Source organism: Streptomyces sp. NPDC092045, assembly GCF_044756005.1.
Lineage (GTDB): Bacteria > Actinomycetota > Actinomycetes > Streptomycetales > Streptomycetaceae > Streptomyces.
Genome location: NZ_JBIVSC010000004.1, coordinates 245,892 through 268,807, shown reverse-complemented (window position 1 = coordinate 268,807; position 22,916 = coordinate 245,892). Strand labels below are relative to the sequence as shown.

Here is a 22,916-nt window from a genome sequence, read left to right as displayed (position 1 = left end):
GTCAGTGCACCCGCACTCTCGGGTCAATGAGGCTGTACGCCAGGTCGACCAGCAGGTTGATGAGGACGTACACCATCGCGATGAACATGATGAAGCCGACGAGCACCGGGTAGTCGCGGGCGTCGATGGAGGTGCGGATGAAGGAGCCGATGCCGCCGAAGGAGAAGACCGACTCGGTGAGGACCGCCCCGGAGAGGAGGCTGCCGGTGAGCAGGCCGATCGCGGTGATCACCGGGAGGAGCGCGTTGCGCAGCACGTGGCGGACGCGGACGACGTTCTTCCCCAGGCCCTTGGACTCGGCGGTGCGGATGTAGTCCTCGCCGAGCACTTCGAGCACGCTGGCGCGGGTCATCCGGACGATGACGGCGAGCGGGATGGAGGCGAGGGTGACGGCCGGCAGGACCAGGTGCATGATCGCGTCCCAGGACGCGTCGAGCTCCCCGGTGAGGAGACCGTCGAGGACGGCGAACCCGGTGACGCTGGTCGCGTCGAGGCCGGTGGAGAGCCGGCCGTAGCTCGGGAAGACGCCCAGTTCGACGGCGAGGAGGCCCCTGAGGATCATGGCGAGGAAGAACACCGGGATGCAGATGCCGACGAGCGATCCGGAGACCGAGGCGACGTCGAGCCAGCCGCCGCGGCGCTTGGCCGCGAGGTAGCCGAGCGGGATGCCGGCGACGACGGCGATGAGGATGGCGGCGACGCCGAGTTCCACGGTGGCCGGGAAGCGCAGCGCGAACTCGTCCCACACCGGCTGTCCGGTCTGGGTGGAGGTGCCGAGGTCCAGGTCCAGGATCCGCTTGAGGAAGCGGCCGTACTGCACCCAGACGGGCTGGTCGAGTCCCAGCGCCCGGTTGATGCGTGCCACTTCGGCTTCGGTCGCCCGCTCGCCCAGGATCGCTGAGGCGGGTCCGCCGGGCAGCCGGTTCAGCCAGAGGAAGAGCAGAACCGACAGGCCGAGCAGGGTGGGTATGAGCTGTAGCAGTCTTCGTACGACGAGTCGCAGCACCCCGCGTGCCCCTTTCTTGCGTGTGCGTGAGAAGCGGGATCCGCCCGGCCACGTCCGACGTGGCCGGGCGAATCCCGCTCGGGTGGCGATTACTTGAAGGAGACCTCGGCGAAGTTCTCCTGCGTCAGCGGGGAGACCTTCGGCGGGTTGACGTTCTTGCCGAACGCGATGGCCGGGGGCGAGGAGGAGATCGGGAGGCCCGGCAGGTACTCCATGATCGCCTCGTTGGCCGCCTTGTAGGCCTCGACGCGCTTGACCGGGTCGGCGATCTTGGAGGCGCCGTTCACGGCGTCGAAGACCTTCGGCTCCTTGAAGCCCCACTGCTTGTCGTACCCGGCGAACCAGGTGCCGATGAAGTTGAAGCCGTCGTTGAAGTCACCGGTCCAGCCGAGCATGTGCAGGTCGCACGAGCCGGCCTCGGTGGCGTCCAGGTAGTCCGGGGCCCACTTCATCGGCTTCGGGGTGACGGTGACGCCGGCCTTCTCCAGGTCGGCCTTCATCAGCTCGAACATGTCCTGCGGAGCGGGCATGTACGGGCGGGTGACCTCGGTCGGGTAGCAGAACTCGACCTTGAGGGCGGACTCGCCGGCGCTCTTCAGGAGCTCCTTGGACTTGTTGGTGTCGAACGCGTACGCCTTCACCTTGTCCGAGTAGCCCGCGATGGTGTCGGGCATGAACTGCGTGGCCACCTTGCCGCCCTCGGGCAGCTGGGTCTTCACGAGGTTCTCGCGGTCGATGGCGTGGGCGATGGCCTGGCGGACCGCGGGCTTCTTCAGCGCCGCGTTCTTCTCCTGGCTCATGCCGACGTAGAAGAGGTTGAAGACGTCGCGCGTCGGGACGTTGTACCCCTCCTTCTCCAGGGTCTTCACGTCCGCGGGCGACACCAGGTCGTAGCCGTCGATGTCACCGGCCTGGAGCGCCTGGCGGCGGCCCTCCTCGGTGTCGATCGTGCGGAAGACCAGGTTCTTCACCTTGGCCTTGTCGCCCCAGTAGTCGTCGAAGCGCTCCAGGGTGACTTCCTTGTTGCCCTTGTTCCACTTCGTGATCCTGTACGGACCGGTGCCGGCGACCGTGCCGGCCTCCTGGCTGTACTTGGGGTACGTGATGGCGTCGCCCTTGGCGGAGGCGTCCTGCTTCTCGTACTCCTTGAGCGCCTTCGGCGAGTGGATCGCGAGGGCCTGGAGGGAGAAGCCGCCGGGGAGCTGCGCGGAGGGCTCGTTGACCTCGATGACCGCGGTGTTCTCGTCCTTCGCCGTGCAGGACTTGTAGTTGGGCTTCGGCGCCTCGGCGTCCTCGTTCTTCGCGAAGCCGCCCATGATGGACTGCCAGTAGTACGAGACCGAGCTGGACTGGTAGGTGCCCTTCCAGTTGAACCAGTGGTCGTAGTTCGCGCAGACGGCGGCGGCGTTGAACGCCTCGCCGTCGTGGAACTTCACGTTCTTGCGCAGGTTGAACGTCCACACCGTGCCGGCGGGGTTGGCGGACCACGTCTCGGCGAGGCCGCCGACGAGCTTGCTGCCTCCCGACTCGTGCTCCAGGAGTGCTTCGAAGGCCTGCCGGGTCACCCGGAAGGTCTCGCCGTCGCTCGCGAGGGCGGGGTCCAGGGAACCGGGGTCACCGGCGCCGGCGAACACGAAGGTGTCCTTCGCACCGCCCTTCGCGCCGTCCTTTCCGCGCTCGCTGGAGCAGCCCGTCGCGACGAGCGCGGCGGCAGCCACCACCGTGATCGCCCGAACGGTACGGGAATTGAATATTCGCATGGGGCCACCCCAGGATCAGCCGTGTGGAGAGGTCTTGACCGGCCGAACACTACCCACGGGCAACGAGCTGGAGAACAGTCCGGATAACGGTGATACCTAGTCGAGACCCGGACACTTGCCAAACCGGGCAGTTCCGGGACAAGTGCGTGGCCTGGGCGAACGCCCCTGGCGTGCGGGCGAGTTAACGGGAGGTGTCACGACCGGACAGATCGGCCATCCCGGTCTTCCGGTCACGCTCGGGGCGGATAGCCGTATCCCGGGGCAGGCGGGGCGGCGTGCGCCTCGCGGTCGTAGAAGGGGCGCGCGTTCGCCCGCAGCCAGAGCGCCACCGGGTCGTACGCGTCGGAGAGGGCGACCGTCGAGACGGGCAGCCCGTCGGGGACGGAGCCGATGGACTGGCGCATCATCGACCGGACCGCGTCGACGGCCGCCGGGGAGGTGTCGTACAGGTCGAGCCCGATGACCAGGTACGGGGAGCCGAGCGCGGGCTGCACCCAGCCGCGGCGCAGCGCCCGGACGGCCGGGGTGCGGTGCGCGTTCTGCGTGATCAGGGCGTAGAACTGCGGGATCTCCAGGGCAGGCTCGGTGACGCGCAGCGGTCCGGCGGGCATCCGGTCGAGACCGGTGGCGATCCGGCGCAGATCGGCCCAGGGGATGCCGACGCCGCCGCCGGGGGCGTGCGGATTCAGCCAGACGCCCCAGCGGTCGGGGTAGAGGGCGCGGGCGATCTCGCGGCCGGTGACCCGCTCGTGGCCGCGGTTCCAGCCGGAGGCGGCGAGCTCCTGGTCGGAGGTGACGCAGGGCGCGTAGCCGAAGCCCTCGACCTCCATGTTCCCGTACTGGGCGTCGGGCGAGCCGGGCGAGCCCTGCCAGAGCAGCATCCGGAGCTCGCCGTCGGCGAGGGCGTGCAGCAGCCGCTCGTACGCGTCGTAGCGTCCGGGCGCCACCTGGCGCAGCATGTGCTCGACCTGACCGGCCGCAGCGGTGCCTGACGCACTCACCCTGGGTCCCGCCCCTCTTCCGTCCACCACGTCTGTGCGGCCGCCGGGTCAGGTGCGGCCGTCGAGTCGGTTCAGCTTAGGGCCCGGCCCGCCGGGCGGGCCCCGAACAGGGTGCCGCTCACACGGCGGCGCGCCGGTAGAAGGGGCGGACCCGCTCCACCATCCAGTCGCCCACCGGGTCCTGCGCCATGTCGAGCAGGATCAGGTTGACCGGCCAGGCGACCTCGACGCGGCCGAGGGCCCGGCCGAGGGCGTCCAGGGGCGCGGTGCGGTCGGGGCCCTCCCAGCGGGAGAGCCGGACGCCGATGAAGAGGGCCGGCTCGGTGCCCTCGACGCTGGCGAGGGCCCGGCGGGCGCTGGTGACGACGCCGGTGGCCTCGAACTCGGCGGAGGCCGCGGCGAGGAAGTCGACGGGGTCGTCCTGCCAGTCGGGCTCGAAGAGCCGGACGCGGCCGCCGGACGCGGGGCCGTCGAGCGGGGTCCGGCCGACGCGGCAGAGCTCGGCGACGGCGGGCGGGGGCAGCGGGACGCCGACGGTGCCGCCGGGGTTCACGGCGATGCCGAGCTGCGGGGGCAGGCCGCGGGCGAAGTCGCGCGCGGGGGCGACGGCGAAGGACATGTGGCCGCCCGCGCAGGCGCGGAACTGCTGCTCGGAGCTGAAGACGGGGACGTAGGCCGCGCCGTCGATCTCCATGGTGGCGAGGTCCAGGTCGGTGCTGTCGGGTCCGCCGCCGTTGGGCAGCGGGATCCAGACCGGGCTGCGGCCCAGCACCTCGACGAGGCGGCCGCCCGCCCCGGGATTGCCGAGCGAGGCGGCAAGGACCTCTTCGAGCTCGTTGCCCGGCCACGTCACGTCCACGGTCCCGTTCCCCTTCTCCGCCCGGCCTGCCGTACCCGGCCGCCCGGCAGCACCCTAACGCCGCCCCGGAGCGGCCGTGGCCGGAAGAGAAGGGTACGGGCGCTCCGGACGCGCCATGCGGGGGGTCAGACCGCCTCCCCGAAGGCGATCGTCCGGAGGGTGTCGGCGGCGTCCCGGTCGAGCAGGGTCGCCGAGGCGCAGCCGTGCGGGAGCCGGCCGGTCTCCGCGGCCCGCAGCAGCCGGCCGACCGCGCGCCGGTGCCGGGCGAAGGCGTACGCGGAGACGCCCCGGCCCCGGGCGTGCTGTCCGGCCCTGGCGGTGTCCGGGGTGACGTCGAGGAGGACCAGGTGCAGGTCGCTCCCCCGGCGGCGGGCCTCGCGGGCGAGCCAGCCGCGCACCCAGGACTGGGTGCCGCAGTCGTGCACGACCACGCTCGCGCCGGAGCGCAGGGCGCGGCGCAGCCCGGCGTAGTGCGCGATCCGGACCAGGGGGCGGTAGAGGGCGTACGGCAGGAGGCGGGGCATCCGGGCCTCCCAGCGCTCCCGGGCGTCCTGGGAGTCGATGCCCCGGCCCCCGGCGGTCCGCCTCATCAGGGTGGACTTGCCGCTGCCGGGCAGCCCGGAGACGACCACGAGGTCCCCGGCCGCGTACACGAGGGCGCGGGGGCCCCGGCCGCCGCGCTCGCGCAGGTCCCGCAGCGCCCGGACCCGGCCCCGGGTCCGGGCGCGGGCCCGTGGAGACGGTATGCCCGTACTCGCCGGATACGCGCCGGTGTGCTGGAACGTCATCGCCTCTCCCCCTGCCGGGCCTCAGGAGACCCTTCCCAAGAAGTGTAAAGAAACGGTAATGGGGCACAAGCGATTTGCCGTGCCGACACCGCGTGCAATGATGTGCGCGCCAGGCGCCCACGGTCGCCTGTACAACCGCATACCGGCCGTTCGAATCCGCGCGGGAGAGTTCCGGACCACGGAGTGGGTGACCACCCGGTGCGTCCGGGCGCCGAAGGAGCAAGACCCTCCCTTGAATCTCTCAGGCCCCGTACCGCGTGGATGAGGCAGATCTGAAAAGCGGGACACCCCGGTGTCCCCACCCAAGGTGCAAGCCGGGATCTCGGTGACGAGATGCCCCCGGTGAACCTCTCAGGTTCCATGACAGATGGGGAGGACGTCCTCGCCCGTCATGTCTTCGTCACCGAACGCCCTTGGGACCCGGGAGCCACCCCATGACCTCTGCCCCCCGCCTCACCGCCCTCGATGCGCTGCATCGCTCCCTGGGCGCGACCATGACCGACTTCGCCGGCTGGGACATGCCGCTGCGGTACGGCAGCGAGCGCGACGAGCACACCGCGGTCCGCACCCGGGCCGGCCTCTTCGACCTCTCCCACATGGGCGAGATCACCGTCACCGGACCGCAGGCCGTCGAGCTGCTCGACTTCGCCCTGGTCGGCAACATCTCCACGGTGGGCACGGGCCGCGCCCGGTACACGATGATCTGTCGCGAGGACGGCGGCATCCTGGACGACCTGATCGTCTACCGCCTGGGCGAGACCGAATACATGGTGGTGGCCAACGCCTCCAACGCCCAGACCGTCCTGGACGCCCTCACCGAGCGCGCGGCCGGCTTCGACGCCGAGGTCCGCGACGACCGCGACGCGTACGCCCTGATCGCGGTCCAGGGCCCGGAGTCCCCCGGCATCCTGAAGTCGGTCACCGACGCCGACCTGGACGGCCTGAAGTACTACGCCGGCCTGCCGGGCACGGTCGCGGGCGTGCCCGCGCTGATCGCCCGCACCGGCTACACCGGCGAGGACGGCTTCGAGCTCTTCCTGAAGCCGGAGCACGCCGAGGGCGTGTGGAGGGCGCTCACCGGGGCGGGCGAGGGCGTCGGCCTGATCCCCTGCGGCCTGTCCTGCCGCGACACGCTCCGCCTGGAGGCGGGCATGCCGCTGTACGGCCACGAGCTGACCACCTCCCTGACGCCCTTCGACGCCGGTCTCGGCCGGGTCGTGAAGTTCGAGAAGACGACGAACGAGGGCCGCTTCGTCGGCCGCGAGGCCCTGGAGAAGGCCGCCGAGCGCGCCGAGACCGCCCCGCCGCGCAGGCTGGTCGGCCTGGTCGCCGAGGGCCGCCGGGTCCCGCGCGCCGGGTTCTCCGTCGTCAAGGACGGCGAGGTCGTCGGCGAGGTCACCTCCGGGGCCCCGTCCCCGACGCTCGGAAAGCCGATCGCGATGGCCTACGTGGACGCGGCGCACGCGGAGCCCGGCACCCAGGGTGTAGGTGTGGACATCCGGGGCACCCACGAGCCGTACGAGGTCGTGGCGCTGCCGTTCTACAAGCGCCAGAAGTGACGAAGTCGTCCCACCGCGCGTCTCACCCCGCAAGACCGACGTTCATCAGCACTCCCCCGATCCAGGAGAATCAGGTCATGAGCAACCCCCAGCAGCTGCGGTACACCAAGGAGCACGAGTGGCTGTCGGACGCCGAGGACGGCGTCGCGACCGTCGGCATCACGGAGTTCGCGGCCAACGCGCTCGGTGACGTCGTCTACGCCCAGCTCCCCGAGGTCGGCGACACCGTCACCGCGGGCGAGACCTGCGGCGAGCTGGAGTCGACGAAGTCCGTGAGCGACCTGTACTCCCCCGTCTCGGGCGAGGTCGTCGCCGCCAACCAGGACGTGGTGGACGACCCGTCCCTGGTGAACACGGCTCCGTTCGAGGGTGGCTGGCTGTTCAAGGTGCGCGTCGCGGGTGAACCGGACGACCTGCTCACCGCCGACGAGTACGCCGCGTTCTCCGCCGGGAACTGAGACCGGGCCCGAAACCCCTTAGGGATCGATTCATGTCGCTTCTGAACACTCCCCTCCACGAGCTGGACCCCGACGTCGCCGCCGCCGTCGACGCCGAGCTCCGCCGCCAGCAGTCCACCCTCGAGATGATCGCCTCGGAGAACTTCGCTCCGGTCGCGGTCATGGAGGCGCAGGGCTCCGTCCTCACCAACAAGTACGCCGAGGGCTACCCGGGCCGCCGCTACTACGGCGGCTGCGAGCACGTCGACGTGGCCGAGCAGATCGCCATCGACCGGATCAAGGACCTGTTCGGCGCCGAGTACGCCAACGTCCAGCCGCACTCCGGCGCCTCCGCGAACCAGGCCGCCCTCTTCGCGATCGCCCAGCCGGGCGACACGATCCTGGGCCTGGACCTGGCCCACGGCGGCCACCTCACCCACGGCATGCGCCTGAACTTCTCCGGCAAGCAGTTCGACGTGGTCGCGTACCACGTGGACGAGGCCGGCCTGGTCGACATGGCCGAGGTCGAGAGCCTGGCCAAGGAGCACCGCCCGAAGGTGATCATCGCGGGCTGGTCGGCGTACCCGCGCCAGCTCGACTTCGCCGAGTTCCGCCGGATCGCGGACGAGGTCGGCGCCTACCTGTGGGTCGACATGGCCCACTTCGCCGGCCTGGTCGCCGCCGGTCTGCACCCGAACCCGGTCGAGCACGCGGACGTGGTGACCTCCACCACGCACAAGACGCTCGGCGGCCCGCGCGGCGGCATCATCCTGGCGAAGAAGGAGTTCGCGAAGAAGCTGAACTCCTCCGTCTTCCCGGGCTTCCAGGGCGGCCCCCTTGAGCACGTGATCGCGGCCAAGGCCGTCTCCTTCAAGGTCGCGGCCTCGGAGGAGTTCAAGGAGCGCCAGCAGCGCACCCTGGACGGCGCCCGGATCATCGCCGAGCGCCTGGTCCAGGACGACGTGAAGGCCCACGGCGTCTCGGTCCTGTCCGGCGGCACGGACGTGCACCTGCTCCTGGTCGACCTGCGCGACTCGGAGCTGGACGGCCAGCAGGCCGAGGACCGGCTCCACGAGGTCGGCATCACGGTCAACCGGAACGCGGTCCCGAACGACCCGCGTCCCCCGATGGTCACCTCGGGCCTGCGCATCGGCACGCCGGCGCTCGCGACCCGCGGTTTCGGGGCCGAGGACTTCCGCGAGGTCGCGGACGTCATCGCCGAGACCCTGAAGCCGGGCTTCGACGCCGAGAAGGCCGAGGCCCTCAAGGCCCGGGTGACCGCCCTGGCGGACAAGCACCCGCTGTACCCCGGCCTGAAGTGATACCGAAGTAATTTCGTACGCTTTTGTTCGTACGGACATCCGGGGCACCGCGCACACTGGAACAACGGGCGCGGTGCCCCGACCCATGTCCCCCGCCCCCACGCCTTCTCTGCACCACCCCGGCAGACAACGACGTCCAGCCCCACAAGGAGTCCTCCCGTGGCCATCTCGGTCTTCGACCTGTTCTCGATCGGCATCGGCCCGTCGAGCTCCCACACGGTGGGCCCCATGCGCGCGGCCCGGATGTTCGCCCGCCGGCTGAAGAACGAGGGCCTGCTGGCCCACACGGCGAAGGTGCGGGCGGAGCTGTACGGCTCGCTGGGCGCCACCGGCCACGGCCACGGCACCCCCAAGGCCGTCCTGCTCGGCCTGGAGGGGAACTCGCCCCGCACGGTGGACGTCGAGCACGCGGACGAGGAGTTCGAGCGGATCAGGGCGAGCGGCCGGATCAGCCTGCTCGGCGCCCACGAGATCCCCTTCGACTTCGACGCCGACCTGGTCCTGCACCGGCGCAAGGCGCTCCCGTACCACGCCAACGGCATGACGGTCTTCGCGTACGACGCGGAGGGCGCACTCGTCCTGGAGAAGACGTACTACTCGGTGGGCGGCGGCTTCGTCGTCGACGAGGACGCGGTGGCCGGCGAGAACCCGATCGTGCCGGACGACACGGTCCTGAAGTACCCCTTCCGCACCGGCGACGAGCTGCTCCGCCTGGCGAAGGAGAGCGGTCTGTCGATCTCCGCGATGATGCTGGAGAACGAGAAGGCCTGGCGCACCGAGGAGGAGATCCGCGCGGGCCTGCTGGAGATCTGGCGGGTCATGCAGTCCTGCGTCTCGCGCGGCATGTCCCGCGAGGGCATCCTGCCCGGCGGCCTGAAGGTGCGCCGGCGCGCGGCGAACTCCGCCCGCAAGCTGCGTTCCGAGGGCGACCCGGCGGCGCACGCCATGGAGTGGATCACCCTGTACGCGATGGCGGTGAACGAGGAGAACGCGGCGGGCGGGCGGGTGGTCACCGCCCCGACGAACGGCGCGGCCGGCATCATCCCCGCCGTGCTGCACTACTACATGAACTTCGTCCCGGGCGCGGACGAGGACGGCGTGGTCCGCTTCCTCCTCGCGGCCGGCGCGGTGGGCATGCTGTTCAAGGAGAACGCCTCGATCTCCGGCGCCGAGGTCGGCTGCCAGGGCGAGGTCGGCTCGGCCTGCTCGATGGCGGCGGGCGCCCTGGCCGAGGTCCTGGGCGGCTCCCCGGAGCAGGTGGAGAACGCGGCCGAGATCGGCATGGAGCACAACCTGGGCCTGACCTGCGACCCGGTCGGCGGCCTGGTCCAGATCCCGTGCATCGAACGCAACGGCATGGCGGCGGTCAAGGCCGTCACGGCGGCGAAGATGTCGATGCGCGGCGACGGCAGCCACCTGGTCTCCCTGGACAAGGTCATCAAGACCATGAAGGAGACGGGCGCCGACATGAGCGTGAAGTACAAGGAGACGGCCCGGGGCGGCCTCGCGGTGAACATCATCGAGTGCTAGGACGCGTCCGGCCCTGATCCGCCGGACACGCCCCGGGGGCCGGTCCGGCGGGCCGGGGCCCGGACGGGCGGCGACCGGGGGTCGCGCGGCCCGTCCGGGCGGGCGGGTCAGGCCTTGCTGAGGTGCGACCAGAACTCGTCCCACGACAGCCGGCCGTCGCCGTTGTCGTCGCGCTGCTTGATGAGCGCCTCGGCGACCGTCTCGGTGACGTTGAAGTCGCCCAGCTGCGCCATCACGCTCTTGTACTCCGCGGCGGTGATGAAGCCGTCCCCGTCCACGTCGTACCGGTTGAATGCCGTGCGTGCCGACTCGATGTCCGCCACTGTTTCCGCCCCTTCATGGTGCTTGTCTGACGGGGGTCAGATTAGCCGTCCCGCCCCCGCCCGCCGCGGGTGGTCCCGGCGGAAGGGGTCGCCGGGCCCCTCGGCACCGGTTGGGGTGGTCCGGGGGTTTTCGTCCACCGATGTCGGTCGTCCAACATGCGGACGACCCCGGGAAACACGCCATGAACCGCATAGTCATTCACTGTTTACAAGGCAGGTGCCACATGTCACCAACGATTCACAGTTAAAGTGTTCACGTTTGCCCGTTTTTGCCCCGCTAGGGACTTTTGGTGATGCGGGCACTTGTCTGACATAGTCGTTGACACGACCCCCATTGACCCGGGCCAGGTCGACAAGGCGGCCGTGGATACACCCCCCCGTCCACGGCGCATCACACGAAAGCCCCCAGCTCGCCCCACCACGGCGCACGGGGGCTTCCGTGCGTCCGGGGCCGGGCCGCCGCGGGGCGGAGGTCACGGGCGGTCCGCGACCCGCATCTCGAACCAGGTCGTCTTGCCGCGCGGCGCCAGGTCCACGCCCCAGCGGTCCGCCAGCTTGTCGACGAGGAAGAGCCCCCGGCCGCTCGTGTCCAGCTCGTGCACCGGCATCAGACAGGGCAGCCCGCGCGAGGGGTCGCGCACCTCGACCCTGATCCGGCCCCGGCCCTTCTGCAAGCGGAGCGCGAAGACCCGGGCGCCGGTGTGCCGGACGGCGTTGCCCACCAGCTCCGAGACCAGGAGGACCGCGTGCTCGGTGAGCTGCGGCCCCAGCGCCCACTGGCGCATCAGCACGTGCTGCGTGAGTCTGCGGGCCACCCACGCGGACTCGGGCCGGGACGGCAACCGGACGTCGCCCTCCGCCGGATTTCCGTACAACTCCACTGCTTCAGCGGCCTGTTGGTCCTCCGCGGTCAGTGACCACCGCTCCGCGGCGGCGCTCGCGCGCTGCCGTGGTCGTTCCCTACCCTCCAGGCCCGCCATGCCCCCCATCATGGCCGCACGGAGCGGCCCGCGGGGGCCGTTCCGCCGGAATCGACCCCCCGGCGGGCCCCCGCGGACCCGTCTTCGGGTCGCTTTCGGTCAGGTCAGCCGAATTTCGCCTTCCCCGGGCCCTCCTCGACGAAGCTGCGCATCCCGCGCTCCCGGTCCTCGGTGGCGAACAGGGCGGCGAACCAGGTGCGCTCGACGGCCAGACCGGTGTCGATGTCGGTCTCCAGGCCCTGGTCGATCGCCTCCTTCGCGGCCCGCAGGGCGACGGCCGGGCCCTGCGCCAGCTTCGCGGCCCACGCGTGCGCCTGCTCGTACACCTCGGCGGCCGGGACGACCCGGTCGACCAGGCCGAGGGAGAGGGCCTCGTCCGCCTTCACCATCCGGCCGGTGAAGATGAGGTCCTTGGCCCGGGAAGGGCCGACGAGGCGGGAGAGGCGCTGGGTGCCCCCCGCGCCCGGGATCAGGCCGAGCAGGATCTCGGGCTGGCCGAGTTTGGCGTTGTCGGCGGCGATCCGGTAGTCGGCGCAGAGCGCCAGCTCGCAGCCGCCGCCGAGCGCGTAGCCGGTGATCGCGGCGACGACCGGCTTGGGGACGCGGGCGACGGCGGTGAAGGCGTCCTGGAGGGCGCGCGAGCGCTTGACCATGGCCACGTGGTCCATGACCTGCATCTCCTTGATGTCCGCGCCGGCCGCGAACACCTTCTCGCCGCCGTACAGGACCACGGCCCGCACGTCGTCGCGGTCGGTCGCCTCCTGGGCGAGCTCGCGCAGCCGGTCCTGCGTGGCGACGTCCAGGGCGTTCATCGGGGGGCGGTCGAGGCGGATCGTGCCGACGCCTTCGGCGACTTCGAGGTTCACAGTCATGGGAGAAGGTTAGGGGTCGTCGACGACGACGGGCCCGGTGCTGTTGCTCACAGCACCGGGCCCCGCCGAGAAGCGCCGGACCGCCTAGGCGGTCCACTCCGACCACGGCATGTTCCAGCCGTTGAGGCCGTTCTCCGGCTTGATCTGCTTGTCCTTGGAGTTCTTCACGACGACCACGTCACCGATGATCGAGCTGTCGTAGAACCAGGCGGCCGGCGTCGAGCCGTCCCCCGCGCCCCGGGTGTCCGAGAGGCCGACGCAGCCGTGGCTGACGTTCTGCGAGCCGAAGGTGCTCTTCGGGGCCCAGTAGTTGCCGTGCACGAAGGTGCCCGAGGTGGACAGGCGCATCGCGTGCGGCACGTCCTTGATGTCGTACTCGCCGCCGAAGCCGACGGTGGCGCCGTTCATCCGGGTCACCTTGTACTTCTCGCTGATGACCATCTGACCGTTGTACGTGGTCGTGGACGGCGCGCCCGCGGTGATCGGCAGCGTCTTGACGATCTTCCCGTCGCGCTCGACCTTCATCGTCTTGGCGGCGGCGTCGACGGTGGAGACCTGGCGGCGGCCGATGGTGAAGGTGACGGTCTTCTTCTGCTTGCCGTAGACGCCGGGGCGGCCCTCGACGCCGTCCAGGTTCAGGTGGACCGTCACCTTGGTGCCGGCCGCCCAGTACTGCTCGGGGCGGAAGTCGAGGCGGTCGTTGCCGAACCAGTGGCCCTCGATCGGGACCGACGGCTCGGCCGTCACCTTGATGGCCTTCTCGACGGCCTCGGGATCGGTGATGCCCCGGGTGAAGTTGATGGAGACCGGCATGCCGACGCCGACGGTCGAGCCGTCCTCCGGCGTGTAGTGGCCGAGGAAGGTGTTCTTCGGGACCAGGGTCGTGAAGGTGGTGTCCTTCGCCGACTCGCGGCCGTCGGCGTCCTTCGCGACGGCGTGCACCTTGTACTGGGTGCCCCCGGCCAGGTGCGCGGTCGGCTGCCAGCTCGCGCCGTCCGCCGCGATCTCGCCCTCGACCGCGGTGCCCTTGGAGTCGGCGACCGTGACCGTGGTCAGCTTGCCCTGCTGGGCGGTCACCTTGAGGGCGCCGCTGGTGGCGACCGAGTCGGCGCCGTCCTTCGGAAGGATCGTCACGACGGCCTGGGAGGCCGTGTTGTCCTGTCGGCCGGCGTCCTGGGCCTGCGGGCCCTTCGCGCCGCCGGCGGCGGTGTCCCCGCCGCCCCCGCCGCAGGCGGTGAGCACCAGGAGCAGCGCCCCCGCCGCCAGGGCCCGGAACCGGACGCCCCCGCGTCGCCGGCCCCTCCCCGTGGTCCCCGCCGGTGCCCCCGATATCGGCTGCCCGTTCACTGTGGTCGTCTCCCCTCGCACGGCCCGGCAACGCCACGGCCCCACCCCCGTGCGCATTCACTCGCGCACACGGCGCTAGATAATCACACCGCAGGACACGAAAGATCCACGCCCATGTCACCGTTCCGTCCCGATCGACGTGCGGGAACGACGGAAGCGGCGGGGGTGGCGGGGGCGACGGGAGCGACGGGGTTCAGCGGAGCGCGGAGCCGGCCTTCCAGCTCTTCCAGTCCGTGTTCCAGCCGCCGAGCCCGTTGTCGGGGGCGACCTTCCGGTCGCGGGAGTTGACCACCTCCACCACGTCGCCGACGAGGGTCCGGTCGAAGAACCAGCCCGCGGGCGAGCGCTCGCTGCCGCCCTTCTCGTCCCGGAGCCCCACGCAGCCGTGGCTGACGTTGGCGGTGCCGAAGGTCTCGGGCGGGGCCCAGTAGTTGCCGTGCAGGAAGGTCCCGGACTCGGTGAGCCGCATCGCGTGCGGCACGTCCTTGATGTCGTACTCGCCGCCGAAGCCGACGGTGGCGCCGTTCATCCGGGTCACGTCGTACAGCTCGGTGACGACCATCTTCCCGTTGTACGTGGTGGTCTTCGGCGCTCCCGCGGTGACCGGCAGGGTGGCCAGGACCTCGCCGTCCCTGCGGACCTCCATGGTGTGCGCGGCGGCGTCCACGACGGAGACCTGGGAGCGGCCGACGGTGAAGCCGACCCTCTTCCGCTGGATCCCGTACACGCCGGGCGCCCCCTCGACGTCCCGCAGGCCGATGTCGACGGTGACCCGGGTGCCGGCGGCCCAGTACCGCTCCGGGCGGAAGTCGAGCCGCTCCTTGCCGAACCAGTGGCCGGAGACCTCCACCGGCGGGTCCGAGGTGATCCGGACGGCGCGCTCGACCGCGGCCCGGTTCTCGACGGGCCGGCTGAAGGTGAAGGAGACGATCATGCCGGTGCCGACCGTGGAGCGGTTCTCCGGCGCGAAGTAGCCGATGAAGCGGGACTCGGGCACCACGGTGCTGAAGGTGGTGTGGCGGGCCGAGCGGCGCCCGTGCGCGTCGAGCGCGACGGCGTCCACGCTGTACTTGGCGGCGGGCGCGAGCCGGCCGGGGGCCGACGGCCGCCAGCGCAGCCCGTCGGCGGAGACCTCCCCGGCGACCTCGGTCCGCCGGCCGTCCTCCACCCGGGCGACGCTCACCCGTTCGAGCCGTCCGCCGTCCACCCGCACCTCGACCGGCCCTCCGGTCGGGACCGCGCGGCTGCCGTCCTCCGGGGTGACCCGGATGACGTCGCCGGGGGCCCGTCCCCTGCCCGGCGGGGAGAGGTCGACGCCCCCGCCGCCGTCCGCTCCGGTGCAGCCCACGAGGCCCGCCAGCAGTCCCGCCACCGCGAGGACGCGCCCCGCCCTCTTCCACACAGATCTCACGCCCGGCCCAACGACGGCCACCCTCCAGGGGAAACGTGCGTGCGGGCCATGTTGGGAGCACGGCCGTGCGGGCAGAACAGGGGGAGAACCTCGCGCGGGGAGCGGTGGCCGGGACGCCACCGCTCCCCGCGTGCGGACCCGACGGAGCCGCGGGAGGCCGGACGGTGGCGAGCGCAGCCGAGCAGGAGGCGGTACAGCAGCGTGCCCTGGAGCGGGCGGGGCCGCCCGTGTGGCCGGGGGCGCCGACGCCCCTGGGCGCCCGCTGCCGGGTCGGGCCCGGCGGGGTCGCGGGTACCAACTTCGCCCTGTGGGCGGGCGGGGCGGAGGCCGTCGAGCTGTGCCTCTTCGACCCGGACGGGACGGAGACGCGGCTGGCGCTGACCGAGCTGACCCACGAGATCTGGCACGGCTTCGTGCCCGGGACCGGCCCGGGGCAGCGGTACGGCTACCGGGTGCACGGCCGCTGGGACCCGTGGACGGGCGCCCGGTGGAACCCGGCGAAGCTGCTCCTCGACCCGTACGCGCGGGCCGTCGACGGCGAGTTCTCCCTGCCGCCCGAGGTGTACGGGCACGTGCGGGACTGGCCGCAGCAGCACGTGGCCGACACCGTCCGCGACGAGCGGGACTCCGCCCCGCACGTCCCCAAGGGGGTCGTCGTCCACGACGACGACGACTGGTCCGACGACCGCAGGCCCAAGACGCCCTGGCAGGACTCGGTCATCTACGAGGTGCACGTCAAGGGCTTCACGAAGCTGCACCCGGGCATCCCCGAGCACCTGCGCGGCACGTACGCGGGCCTCGCGCACCCGGCCGCGGTCGACCACCTCGTACGGCTGGGGGTGACGGCGGTGGAGCTGCTGCCGGTGCACCAGTTCGCGCACGAGGACCACCTGCTGCGGCGGGGCCTGCGCAACTACTGGGGGTACAACTCCGTCGGCTACTTCGCGCCGCACGCCGGCTACTCCTCCTCGGGGACGGCCGGGCAGCAGGTCGGCGAGTTCAAGAAGATGGTGCGGGCGCTGCACGCGGCGGGGATCGAGGTCATCCTCGACGTGGTCTACAACCACACGGCGGAGGCGGGCGAGCTGGGCCCGACCCTCTCCCTGAAGGGCATCGACAACCGGGGCTACTACCGGCTCCAGTCCGACGCCCGCCGGTACGCCGACTACACGGGCTGCGGCAACACCCTGCACGTGGTGCAGCCGCAGGTGCTGCGGCTGATCACCGACAGCCTGCGCTACTGGGTGACGGAGATGGGGGTCGACGGCTTCCGCTTCGACCTGGCGGCGGCGCTCGCCCGCTCCTTCCACGACGTCGACATGCTCTCCCCCTTCCTCGCGGTCATCGCCCAGGACCCGGTGCTGCGCCGGGTGAAGCTGATCGCGGAGCCCTGGGACGTGGGCAACGGCGGTTACCAGGTGGGGGCCTTCCCGCCGCTGTGGACCGAGTGGAACGACCGCTACCGGGACGCCGTGCGGGACTTCTGGCGCGGGGCGCTGCCGGACGTGCGGGACCTCGGCTACCGGCTGTCCGGCTCCAGCGACCTGTACGCCTGGGGCGGGCGCCGGCCGTACGCCTCGGTCAACTTCGTCACCGCCCACGACGGCTTCACCCTGCGGGACCTCGTCACGTACGAGCGGAAGCACAACGAGGCCAACGGCGAGGGCAACCGGGACGGCACCCACGACAACCGCTCCTGGAACTGCGGCGCGGAGGGCGAGACCGACGACCCGGAGACCGGGGCGCTGCGGCTGCGCCAGCAGCGCAACCTGCTCACCACCCTGCTCCTGTCGACCGGGGTTCCGATGCTGGTCTCCGGCGACGAGATGGGCCGCACCCAGGGCGGCAACAACAACGCGTACTGCCAGGACAACGAGATCGGCTGGCTCGACTGGTCGCTGCCGGAGGACCCCGGCCGGGCCCAGCTGCTCGCCCTGTCCCGGCGGCTCCTCGCGCTGCGCCACCGGCACCCGGTGCTGCGCCGCCGGGCCTTCTTCTCCGGCCGGCCGCAGCGGGCGGACGGGCTGCGGGACCTGGCCTGGTTCACGGCCGGGGGGACCGAGATGACGGAGGGCGACTGGTACGCGCGGACGGGGACGCTCGGCCTCTACCTGTCGGGCCGGGACATCCCGGGCCGGGACGCGCGGGGCGAGCGGATCACCGACGACAGCTTCCTCGCCGTCCTGCACTCCGACCACCGCCCCCTGGACTTCCGGCTCCCGGGCCCGCCGTGGGCGGAGACGTACGAACTGGTCGTGGACACGGCCCGCGAGGACCAGTCCGGCCCGCCGGGCACGGTCCACCGGGGCGGGGAGGTGCTCACGGTGGGGGCCCGGTCGGTGGTGCTGCTGCGGGTGTCGAGATGAGGCCGGGGGCGGGGGCGCCGGAGGTCAGCGGAGCCTGACGTAGCAGGTGAAGTCGCCGGTGACGGTGGCTTCGGGGCCGTCGTAGGTGAAGGCGAGGCTCTCGTTCCCCGACACCCAGTACCGGCCGGAGGGCCGTCCGCCGGAGGTCCAGGCGGCGGGCGCCTTCCGGTGGGCCTTCTCGCACCGCTCGGACGCGAGCCGGTCGCCGACCCCCGACGGGTCCCGGCCCTCGAAGGTCTCGTCGATCCGCTCCTGGCCGAAGACCCGCAGGTCCGCGTCCTTGCCGCAGGGCACGGGGCGGACCAGGGACAGGTGGCCCAGGCCGGTGTCGTGGGAGGCGCAGGCGCCGGCCTTCAGGGCGGGCAGGGTGACGGTGACCCGCTCGGCGTCCTCCACGGGCTCCCCGGCGGGCACCGGCGGGACCTTCTGCCCGCCGTGCCCGGTCAGGACGTACTCGGCGCGCAGCGAGGTGACCCCCCGGAGGATCCCCTGCCCGCGGAGGGTGCCCAGCACCGACCCGTAGTCGGCCTCCGCCCGCAGCAGCCGCCCGTCCTCGTCGAGGACCACGGTCAGCGGGACCTCGTCGGCCGCCTTCGTGCCGACGAACGCGTACGCCAGGGAGTGCGGCAGGGCCTCCGCCGCGCCCCGGACGTGGACGTCGACCTCGTACCGGCGCCCGCCGTCCGGAGTGGGGACGGGCTGCCGCTCGGGGTTCGCGTGGCGCACGACCTCGGCGAGGGTGCGCCCCCAGGGGGCCGCCTCGCCCGCGTACTCCATGAAGGTGCCGACGCTGTCGGCGAACTCCATGGAGCCGGAGGCGGCGTAGCGCAGCCAGGTGCCCCGGGAGGTCCGGTAGGAGACGTCGTTCCTCTCCACGGCGTAGACCTGGCGGGCCCGGTCCCCCGGCTCGCGGCCGAGGTCGGCCGCCGCCGCCCCGGGGAAGCCGCGCGGCACGTCCACGGAGCGTTCCACGCGGGCGGTGTCCCGCGCGTAGTCGAGGACACCGGTGACCCGCTCCACGGCGGTGCCGCCGGCCGAGCCGTAGGCGAGGGTGGCGGTGAAGCGGGCGGAACCGGTCGCGGCGGTGGCCCGCGAGGCGGCGGCCAGCTGGTCGTCGAGCCGCTCCTCGAAGACCGGCTTCCCGGTCGGCGGGGCCGCCTTCGCGGCCAGCTCCTCCCCCGTGCCGGCCGTCTGGCAGCCGACGGCCGCGAGCAGCAGCGGCAGCGTGACGGCCGCCGTACGGAATCTCCCGGAGAGTCCCATGTCGTTCTTCCCACCCCATGATCGATGTACGGGGAAGGGATCCTACGGTCCGGTCCCGGGCGGCCGACCACCGGTTTCCACGGCCCGGTCGGCGCGGCCCGGCGCACGGCCGCGCCGCCGCGCGAGGGGGTCGCGGGGCTCAGGAGCGGCCCAGGATCCCCCGCTCGTACCCGGCGGCGACGGCCGCCGCCCGGTCCTTCGCGCCCAGCTTGGCGTAGATGTGGGTGAGGTGGGTCTTGACGGTGGCCTCGCTGATGAAGAGTTCGGCGGCGATGGCGCGGTTGGCGGTGCCCCGGGCGACGAGGGCGAGGATCTCGGCCTCGCGCGCGGAGAGGGTGGTGTCGGCGGGCGGGGCGGCGGGGGTGCGGACGGCGGTGACGAGCCGGGAGGCCACGGCCGGGGAGAGGACGGTACGGCCCCCGGCGGCGGCCCGCACGGCCGCGAACAGCTCCTCGCGCGGGGCGTCCTTGAGGAGGTAGCCGGTGGCGCCGGCCTCGATCGCCGGGAGGGTGTCGGTGTCCGTGTCGTACGTGGTGAGCACGAGGACCCGGGCGCGGGCGCCGTGCCGGGCGAGCGCGGCGATGGCGTCGACACCGCCGCCGCCCGGCATCCGCAGGTCCATGAGGACCACGTCGGGGTCGAGTTCCAGGGCGAGTTCGACGCCCCGGACGCCGTCGGGGGCCTCGCCGAGGACGCGGAAGCCGGAGCCCTGGGCGGCGAACATGCCGCGCAGGCCGTCCCGTACGACGGGGTGGTCGTCGACGATCAGCAGGGTGATGTCGGTCATGGTGTGGCCAACGGTACGCGGGCGGAGACCGCCGTGCCCTCGCCGGGGGCGGTCTCGACGGTGACGGTCCCGGTGAGGCGCTCGGCGCGGGCCCGCATGCCGTCGAGCCCGAACCCGCCGCCGGAGCCGTCCCGTTCGGGCCGGGCGAGCGGGTCGAAGCCGCGGCCGTCGTCCCGTACGTCCAGGGTGATCTCGTCGCCCATGTAGGAGAGGGTGACGCCGGCCCGGGCGGCCCCGGAGTGCCGGGCGGTGTTGGACAGGGCCTCCTGGGCGATCCGCAGCAGGGTGGCGGCGACCTCGTCGTGGAGCGGGGCCTCGGTGCCGGTGACGGTGAACCGGGTGTCGACGCCGGTGCGTTCGGCCCACTCCTCGACGGTCTTGCGCAGGGCGCCGGGGAGGGCGTCGTGCTCCAGGGCGACGGGGCTCAGGTTCCGCACGGAGCGGCGGGCCTCGCCGAGGCCGTGCCGGGCGAGGTCGGCGGCGCGCCTCAGGTGGACCTCGGCACGGTCCCGGTCGGGGGTGGCGGAGGCGGCCTGGAGCTGGGTGACGACCCCGGTGAGGCCCTGGGCGATGGTGTCGTGGATCTCGGCGGCCAGCCGCCGCCGCTCGTCGGCGACCCCGGCCTCCCTCGCCTGGAGGAGGAGTTGGGCGTGGAGGGCGGCGTTCTCGGCGAGGGCCTGTTCGAGGCGCCGGTTGGCGCGGCCGAGCTCCGCGATGGTGGCGGCCCGCTCGGCGGCCTTCTCGGCGTCCTTCTCGGTGAGGTGGGAGAGGCCGACGACGAGGCAGGCGTTCAGGGCGAACAGGCCGCCGAAGGCGAGCCACTGCATGAGGGAGGCGGGCGGCAGACCACCGGACTGGGACCCGGCCATCGTGACGGCGACGAGGAGGAGCCCGGCGCGGGCGAGCCGGCGGGGCAGCAGGTGGACGGCGTCGAAGTAGCCGACGCAGGCGTAGACCGCGAAGAAGGGGTTGAGCCAGGTCAGGGCGAAGGCGAGGGCGGCACGAAGGCCGAAGTACACGGTGGAGGCGGGGCCGGGCGCACCGGGGACGAGGAGGGGGGCGGGGGCTTCCGGGGCGGGGTCTTCCGGGCCGGCGTCGGGGTCGGGGGCGGTCTCTTCCGCGACGCCGGGCGCAGGCCCCGGCTCCCCCCGTACGGGCTCCGGCTTCCCCCGTACGACCCCGGTGCCGGGACGTCCGGGCGTTCGACCGTGGGTCGCGGCGAAGCGCGCGCAGCGGCGGTCCCACAGCAGGTGGAGGAGGAGGGCGACGGCCACCAGGGCGCCGGCGGTCAGCGTCTCCGTGCGGTCCATCAGCGTCCCCGCGGCCGCCCCGGCGATCGCGGTGGCGATGCCGAGCAGCCCGTACGGCCCCCAGCGGAAGAACTGGCGCCGGCGTTCCTCGACGGTGGTCGGCATCGGTTCCGCCCCCTCACTCGCTCACTGCCAGCGGAACCAGCGCGCCGACGCGCCGGTCAGGACGACCGTCCACAGGGTCATGACCCCGAGCGCGGCCCAGCCGGGCCAGCCGCCCGACGCGGCCGTGTCGAGAGCCTCGGAGGCGGCGCCGAAGGGGGTGAGCCCGACGATCCGCTGGAGGGTATCCGGCATGGCCTGGACCGGGACCCAGACCCCGGCGGTGAACATGGCGGGGAAGAAGACGACCGAGCCGACGGCGGTGGCGATCTTCTGCGTGCGGGAGGCCGCGCACACGGTCGCGCCGAGCGCGAGCCCGCTCGCGACGGCGAGCAGCAGGGCGAGCAGGTACCCGGCGGGGTTCCCCGGCAGGGCGACGCCGAAGGCGAGGCGGCCGACCGTGAGCACGAGCAGCGCGGAGACGAGCGCGGCGGCGCCGTGCAGCGCGAGCTGGGCGGCGAGCAGGGCCCCGGGCCGTACGGGAGTGGTGGACATCCGGCGCAGGATGCCGCGCTCGCGGTAGCCGGAGAGGACCGGGGGCATGGCCTGGATCCCGGACATGACGAGGGCGAAGAGGACGGAGACGGGGACGTAGAGGTCGATGACCCGGCGCCCGCCGAGGTCCTCGGAGGCCTCCCGGAAGGAGGGGACCAGGCCGAGGACCACGAGCAGCAGGGTCGGCGAGAGCATCACCCAGAACAGGCTTCCGGGCTCGCGGCCGAAGAGCCGCGCCTCGGTCCTCAGGACGGTCGCGGTGGGGGTGCTCATCGGTGGTCGTCTCCCGTCAGGTCGAGATAGGCGTCGTCGAGGGTGGCGTCGGTGACCCGCAGCTGGTGGGCGGTGACGCCGTGGCGGGCGAGGAGGGAGACGAAGGCGGTGACGGTCTCGTCGGTGCCGCCGACGACCGTCCGCCCGTCGGCGGTCGTGACGGAGACGGCCCCCGGGAGCGCCCGCAGTTCGGCCGGGTCGACCGGGACGCCGGCGGCGAAGGAGATCTCCTTGGCGCTGCCGGAGCGCCCGATCAGCCCCTCGGGGGTGTCGAGGGCGGCGATCCGGCCGCGGTCGAGGACGGCGATCCGGTCGCAGAGGCGCTGGGCCTCCTCCATGAAGTGCGTGACGAGCAGGACGGTCACCCCGGTGTCCCGGACGGCCTCGACGAGCGCCCAGACCTCGCGGCGGGCGCGCGGGTCGAGGCCGGTGGTGAGTTCGTCGAGGACGACGACCCGGGGGCCCCCGATCAGCGCGAGGGCGATGAACAGACGCTGCTTCCGGCCCCCGGACAGCTTCGCGAACCGCACCTTCAGATGGGGCAGGAGCCCGAGCCGCTCGGCGAGCGCGTGCGGGTCGGCGGGCCGCTCGTGGAAGGAGGCGTACAGGTCGAGGGCCTCGCGGACGGTCAGCTTGGGCTGGAGTTCGCTCTCCTGGAGCTGGACGCCGAGGACCCGGGTGACCTCGGCGCGCCGCGCGGCCGGGTCGTACCCGCAGACGCGGACCAGGCCCTCGTCGGGGGTCCGCAGCCCCTCGACGCACTCCACGGTGGTGGTCTTGCCGGCGCCGTTGGGTCCGAGGATCCCGAAGACCTCCCCCTCGCCGACCTCGAAGGAGACCCCGTCGACGACCTTCCGGCCGTCGTAGGACTTGTGCAGTCCCCGCACTTCGATCGCTGCTGTCGTCATGCCCCGAGCCTCCCGGCCGGGGCGGCCCGCCGGTATCGGCCGATCCGCTCGTACCGGCCGTCGTCCGATCGGTTGACGGCGGGTACGACCCGGGGAGCCGCGACCCGGAGGACTGCGGTGCCGCAGGCGGCGGTCCCGGAGGCGGCGGAGGTGGCGGAGGTCCCGGAGGTGGCGGAGGTCCCGGAGGTGGCCGGAAAACCGGATGAGGGGTGTCAGT

At 72.6% G+C, this 22,916-nt stretch carries 20 protein-coding genes and 1 riboswitch; of the genes, 5 read left to right on the top strand and 15 right to left on the bottom strand.

Annotation, left to right across the window (positions count from 1 at the left end):
* Window position 1: 1 nt before the first annotated feature.
* The 5 genes from ACIQKA_RS14665 to ACIQKA_RS14645 form a co-directional block, all read right to left on the bottom strand.
* The gene (locus tag ACIQKA_RS14665) at window positions 2-1,006 is read right to left on the bottom strand and encodes an ABC transporter permease (protein ID WP_383157579.1); all 1,005 of its coding nucleotides are present in this window, start codon (window positions 1,004-1,006) and stop codon (window positions 2-4) included.
* An 89-nt stretch (window positions 1,007-1,095) separates the two neighbouring features.
* Window positions 1,096-2,766, bottom strand: a complete 1,671-nt coding sequence (locus ACIQKA_RS14660; RefSeq protein ID WP_383157576.1) for an ABC transporter substrate-binding protein — start codon at window positions 2,764-2,766, stop codon at window positions 1,096-1,098.
* 230 nt (window positions 2,767-2,996) lie between these two features.
* Window positions 2,997-3,767 carry an enhanced serine sensitivity protein SseB C-terminal domain-containing protein gene (locus ACIQKA_RS14655; RefSeq protein WP_383157575.1) on the bottom strand — a complete coding sequence of 257 codons (771 nt, stop codon included), beginning with the start codon at window positions 3,765-3,767 and terminating at the stop codon, window positions 2,997-2,999.
* Between the two features lie 118 nt (window positions 3,768-3,885).
* Window positions 3,886-4,626: an enhanced serine sensitivity protein SseB gene (locus tag ACIQKA_RS14650; protein ID WP_383157572.1), complete on the bottom strand. Its 741-nt coding sequence runs from the start codon at window positions 4,624-4,626 to the stop codon at window positions 3,886-3,888.
* 125 nt (window positions 4,627-4,751) lie between these two features.
* Window positions 4,752-5,414, bottom strand: a complete 663-nt coding sequence (locus ACIQKA_RS14645) for an AAA family ATPase (RefSeq protein ID WP_402541114.1) — start codon at window positions 5,412-5,414, stop codon at window positions 4,752-4,754.
* Window positions 5,415-5,565: 151 nt separating this feature from the next.
* Window positions 5,566-5,680: riboswitch (glycine riboswitch) on the top strand.
* Window positions 5,681-5,848: 168 nt separating this feature from the next.
* Here ACIQKA_RS14645 and gcvT point away from each other — a divergent pair.
* The 4 genes from gcvT (at window position 5,849) to ACIQKA_RS14625 (ending at window position 10,262) form a co-directional block, all read left to right on the top strand.
* Window positions 5,849-6,973 carry a glycine cleavage system aminomethyltransferase GcvT gene (gcvT, locus tag ACIQKA_RS14640; RefSeq protein WP_383157568.1) on the top strand — a complete coding sequence of 375 codons (1,125 nt, stop codon included), beginning with the start codon at window positions 5,849-5,851 and terminating at the stop codon, window positions 6,971-6,973.
* 77 nt (window positions 6,974-7,050) lie between these two features.
* Window positions 7,051-7,431, top strand: a complete 381-nt coding sequence (gene gcvH, locus ACIQKA_RS14635) for a glycine cleavage system protein GcvH (RefSeq protein ID WP_030218599.1) — start codon at window positions 7,051-7,053, stop codon at window positions 7,429-7,431.
* Window positions 7,432-7,463: 32 nt separating this feature from the next.
* Entirely contained in the window at window positions 7,464-8,732 is a 1,269-nt protein-coding gene (glyA, locus tag ACIQKA_RS14630; RefSeq protein ID WP_383157566.1) for a serine hydroxymethyltransferase, read from the top strand.
* A gap of 159 nt (window positions 8,733-8,891) precedes the next feature.
* Window positions 8,892-10,262, top strand: a complete 1,371-nt coding sequence (locus ACIQKA_RS14625) for an L-serine ammonia-lyase (protein WP_383449089.1) — start codon at window positions 8,892-8,894, stop codon at window positions 10,260-10,262.
* 107 nt (window positions 10,263-10,369) lie between these two features.
* Here ACIQKA_RS14625 and ACIQKA_RS14620 read toward each other — a convergent pair whose 3' ends face one another.
* From ACIQKA_RS14620 to ACIQKA_RS14600, 5 genes are all read right to left on the bottom strand, one after another.
* A complete protein-coding gene (locus ACIQKA_RS14620; RefSeq protein ID WP_015036303.1) occupies window positions 10,370-10,585 on the bottom strand; it encodes an EF-hand domain-containing protein in 216 nt (71 codons plus the stop codon).
* Between the two features lie 473 nt (window positions 10,586-11,058).
* Complete coding sequence (locus tag ACIQKA_RS14615; RefSeq protein WP_402541111.1) at window positions 11,059-11,577, bottom strand: ATP-binding protein; 519 nt, start codon at window positions 11,575-11,577, stop codon at window positions 11,059-11,061.
* Between the two features lie 92 nt (window positions 11,578-11,669).
* Window positions 11,670-12,437 (bottom strand): enoyl-CoA hydratase/isomerase family protein, encoded by a 768-nt coding sequence (locus ACIQKA_RS14610; RefSeq protein WP_383159245.1) that lies wholly within the window; start codon window positions 12,435-12,437, stop codon window positions 11,670-11,672.
* Window positions 12,438-12,521: 84 nt separating this feature from the next.
* Window positions 12,522-13,784, bottom strand: coding sequence for an Ig-like domain-containing protein (locus tag ACIQKA_RS14605; protein WP_383159243.1), 1,263 nt, complete (start codon window positions 13,782-13,784; stop codon window positions 12,522-12,524).
* 193 nt (window positions 13,785-13,977) lie between these two features.
* Window positions 13,978-15,195: an Ig-like domain-containing protein gene (locus tag ACIQKA_RS14600; protein ID WP_383436445.1), complete on the bottom strand. Its 1,218-nt coding sequence runs from the start codon at window positions 15,193-15,195 to the stop codon at window positions 13,978-13,980.
* 164 nt (window positions 15,196-15,359) lie between these two features.
* Between ACIQKA_RS14600 and glgX the strand changes: the two genes are divergently transcribed.
* The gene (glgX, locus tag ACIQKA_RS14595) at window positions 15,360-17,561 is read left to right on the top strand and encodes a glycogen debranching protein GlgX (protein WP_391093173.1); all 2,202 of its coding nucleotides are present in this window, start codon (window positions 15,360-15,362) and stop codon (window positions 17,559-17,561) included.
* 24 nt (window positions 17,562-17,585) lie between these two features.
* Here the strand turns inward: glgX and ACIQKA_RS14590 are convergent, their stop codons facing one another.
* The 5 genes from ACIQKA_RS14590 to ACIQKA_RS14570 all read right to left on the bottom strand — a co-directional run bounded on the left by ACIQKA_RS14590 (window position 17,586) and on the right by ACIQKA_RS14570 (window position 22,699).
* The gene (locus tag ACIQKA_RS14590; RefSeq protein ID WP_402541108.1) at window positions 17,586-18,824 is read right to left on the bottom strand and encodes a hypothetical protein; all 1,239 of its coding nucleotides are present in this window, start codon (window positions 18,822-18,824) and stop codon (window positions 17,586-17,588) included.
* Between the two features lie 139 nt (window positions 18,825-18,963).
* The gene (locus tag ACIQKA_RS14585; protein ID WP_402541106.1) at window positions 18,964-19,611 is read right to left on the bottom strand and encodes a response regulator; all 648 of its coding nucleotides are present in this window, start codon (window positions 19,609-19,611) and stop codon (window positions 18,964-18,966) included.
* Entirely contained in the window at window positions 19,608-21,026 is a 1,419-nt protein-coding gene (locus tag ACIQKA_RS14580; RefSeq protein WP_402541104.1) for a sensor histidine kinase, read from the bottom strand. The genes ACIQKA_RS14585 and ACIQKA_RS14580 overlap by 4 nt, the downstream gene beginning before the upstream one ends.
* Before the next feature lie 21 nt (window positions 21,027-21,047).
* Entirely contained in the window at window positions 21,048-21,791 is a 744-nt protein-coding gene (locus ACIQKA_RS14575; RefSeq protein WP_402541102.1) for an ABC transporter permease, read from the bottom strand.
* The gene (locus ACIQKA_RS14570) at window positions 21,788-22,699 is read right to left on the bottom strand and encodes an ABC transporter ATP-binding protein (protein ID WP_383159226.1); all 912 of its coding nucleotides are present in this window, start codon (window positions 22,697-22,699) and stop codon (window positions 21,788-21,790) included. The genes ACIQKA_RS14575 and ACIQKA_RS14570 overlap by 4 nt, the downstream gene beginning before the upstream one ends.
* Window positions 22,700-22,916: the final 217 nt, after the last annotated feature.

What these genes read in the sequence shown, in the direction of transcription:
- ACIQKA_RS14615 (WP_402541111.1), bottom strand. Translation starts at nt 11,577, where the DNA reads ATGATGGGGGGCATGGCGGGCCTGGAGGGTAGGGAACGACCACGGCAG.
- gcvT (WP_383157568.1), top strand. Translation starts at nt 5,849, where the DNA reads ATGACCTCTGCCCCCCGCCTCACCGCCCTCGATGCGCTGCATCGCTCC.
- ACIQKA_RS14585 (WP_402541106.1), bottom strand. Translation starts at nt 19,611, where the DNA reads ATGACCGACATCACCCTGCTGATCGTCGACGACCACCCCGTCGTACGG.
- ACIQKA_RS14580 (WP_402541104.1), bottom strand. Translation starts at nt 21,026, where the DNA reads ATGCCGACCACCGTCGAGGAACGCCGGCGCCAGTTCTTCCGCTGGGGG.
- ACIQKA_RS14570 (WP_383159226.1), bottom strand. Translation starts at nt 22,699, where the DNA reads ATGACGACAGCAGCGATCGAAGTGCGGGGACTGCACAAGTCCTACGAC.
- glyA (WP_383157566.1), top strand. Translation starts at nt 7,464, where the DNA reads ATGTCGCTTCTGAACACTCCCCTCCACGAGCTGGACCCCGACGTCGCC.
- ACIQKA_RS14575 (WP_402541102.1), bottom strand. Translation starts at nt 21,791, where the DNA reads ATGAGCACCCCCACCGCGACCGTCCTGAGGACCGAGGCGCGGCTCTTC.
- ACIQKA_RS14660 (WP_383157576.1), bottom strand. Translation starts at nt 2,766, where the DNA reads ATGCGAATATTCAATTCCCGTACCGTTCGGGCGATCACGGTGGTGGCT.
- ACIQKA_RS14645 (WP_402541114.1), bottom strand. Translation starts at nt 5,414, where the DNA reads ATGACGTTCCAGCACACCGGCGCGTATCCGGCGAGTACGGGCATACCG.
- gcvH (WP_030218599.1), top strand. Translation starts at nt 7,051, where the DNA reads ATGAGCAACCCCCAGCAGCTGCGGTACACCAAGGAGCACGAGTGGCTG.
- ACIQKA_RS14610 (WP_383159245.1), bottom strand. Translation starts at nt 12,437, where the DNA reads ATGACTGTGAACCTCGAAGTCGCCGAAGGCGTCGGCACGATCCGCCTC.
- ACIQKA_RS14590 (WP_402541108.1), bottom strand. Translation starts at nt 18,824, where the DNA reads ATGGGACTCTCCGGGAGATTCCGTACGGCGGCCGTCACGCTGCCGCTG.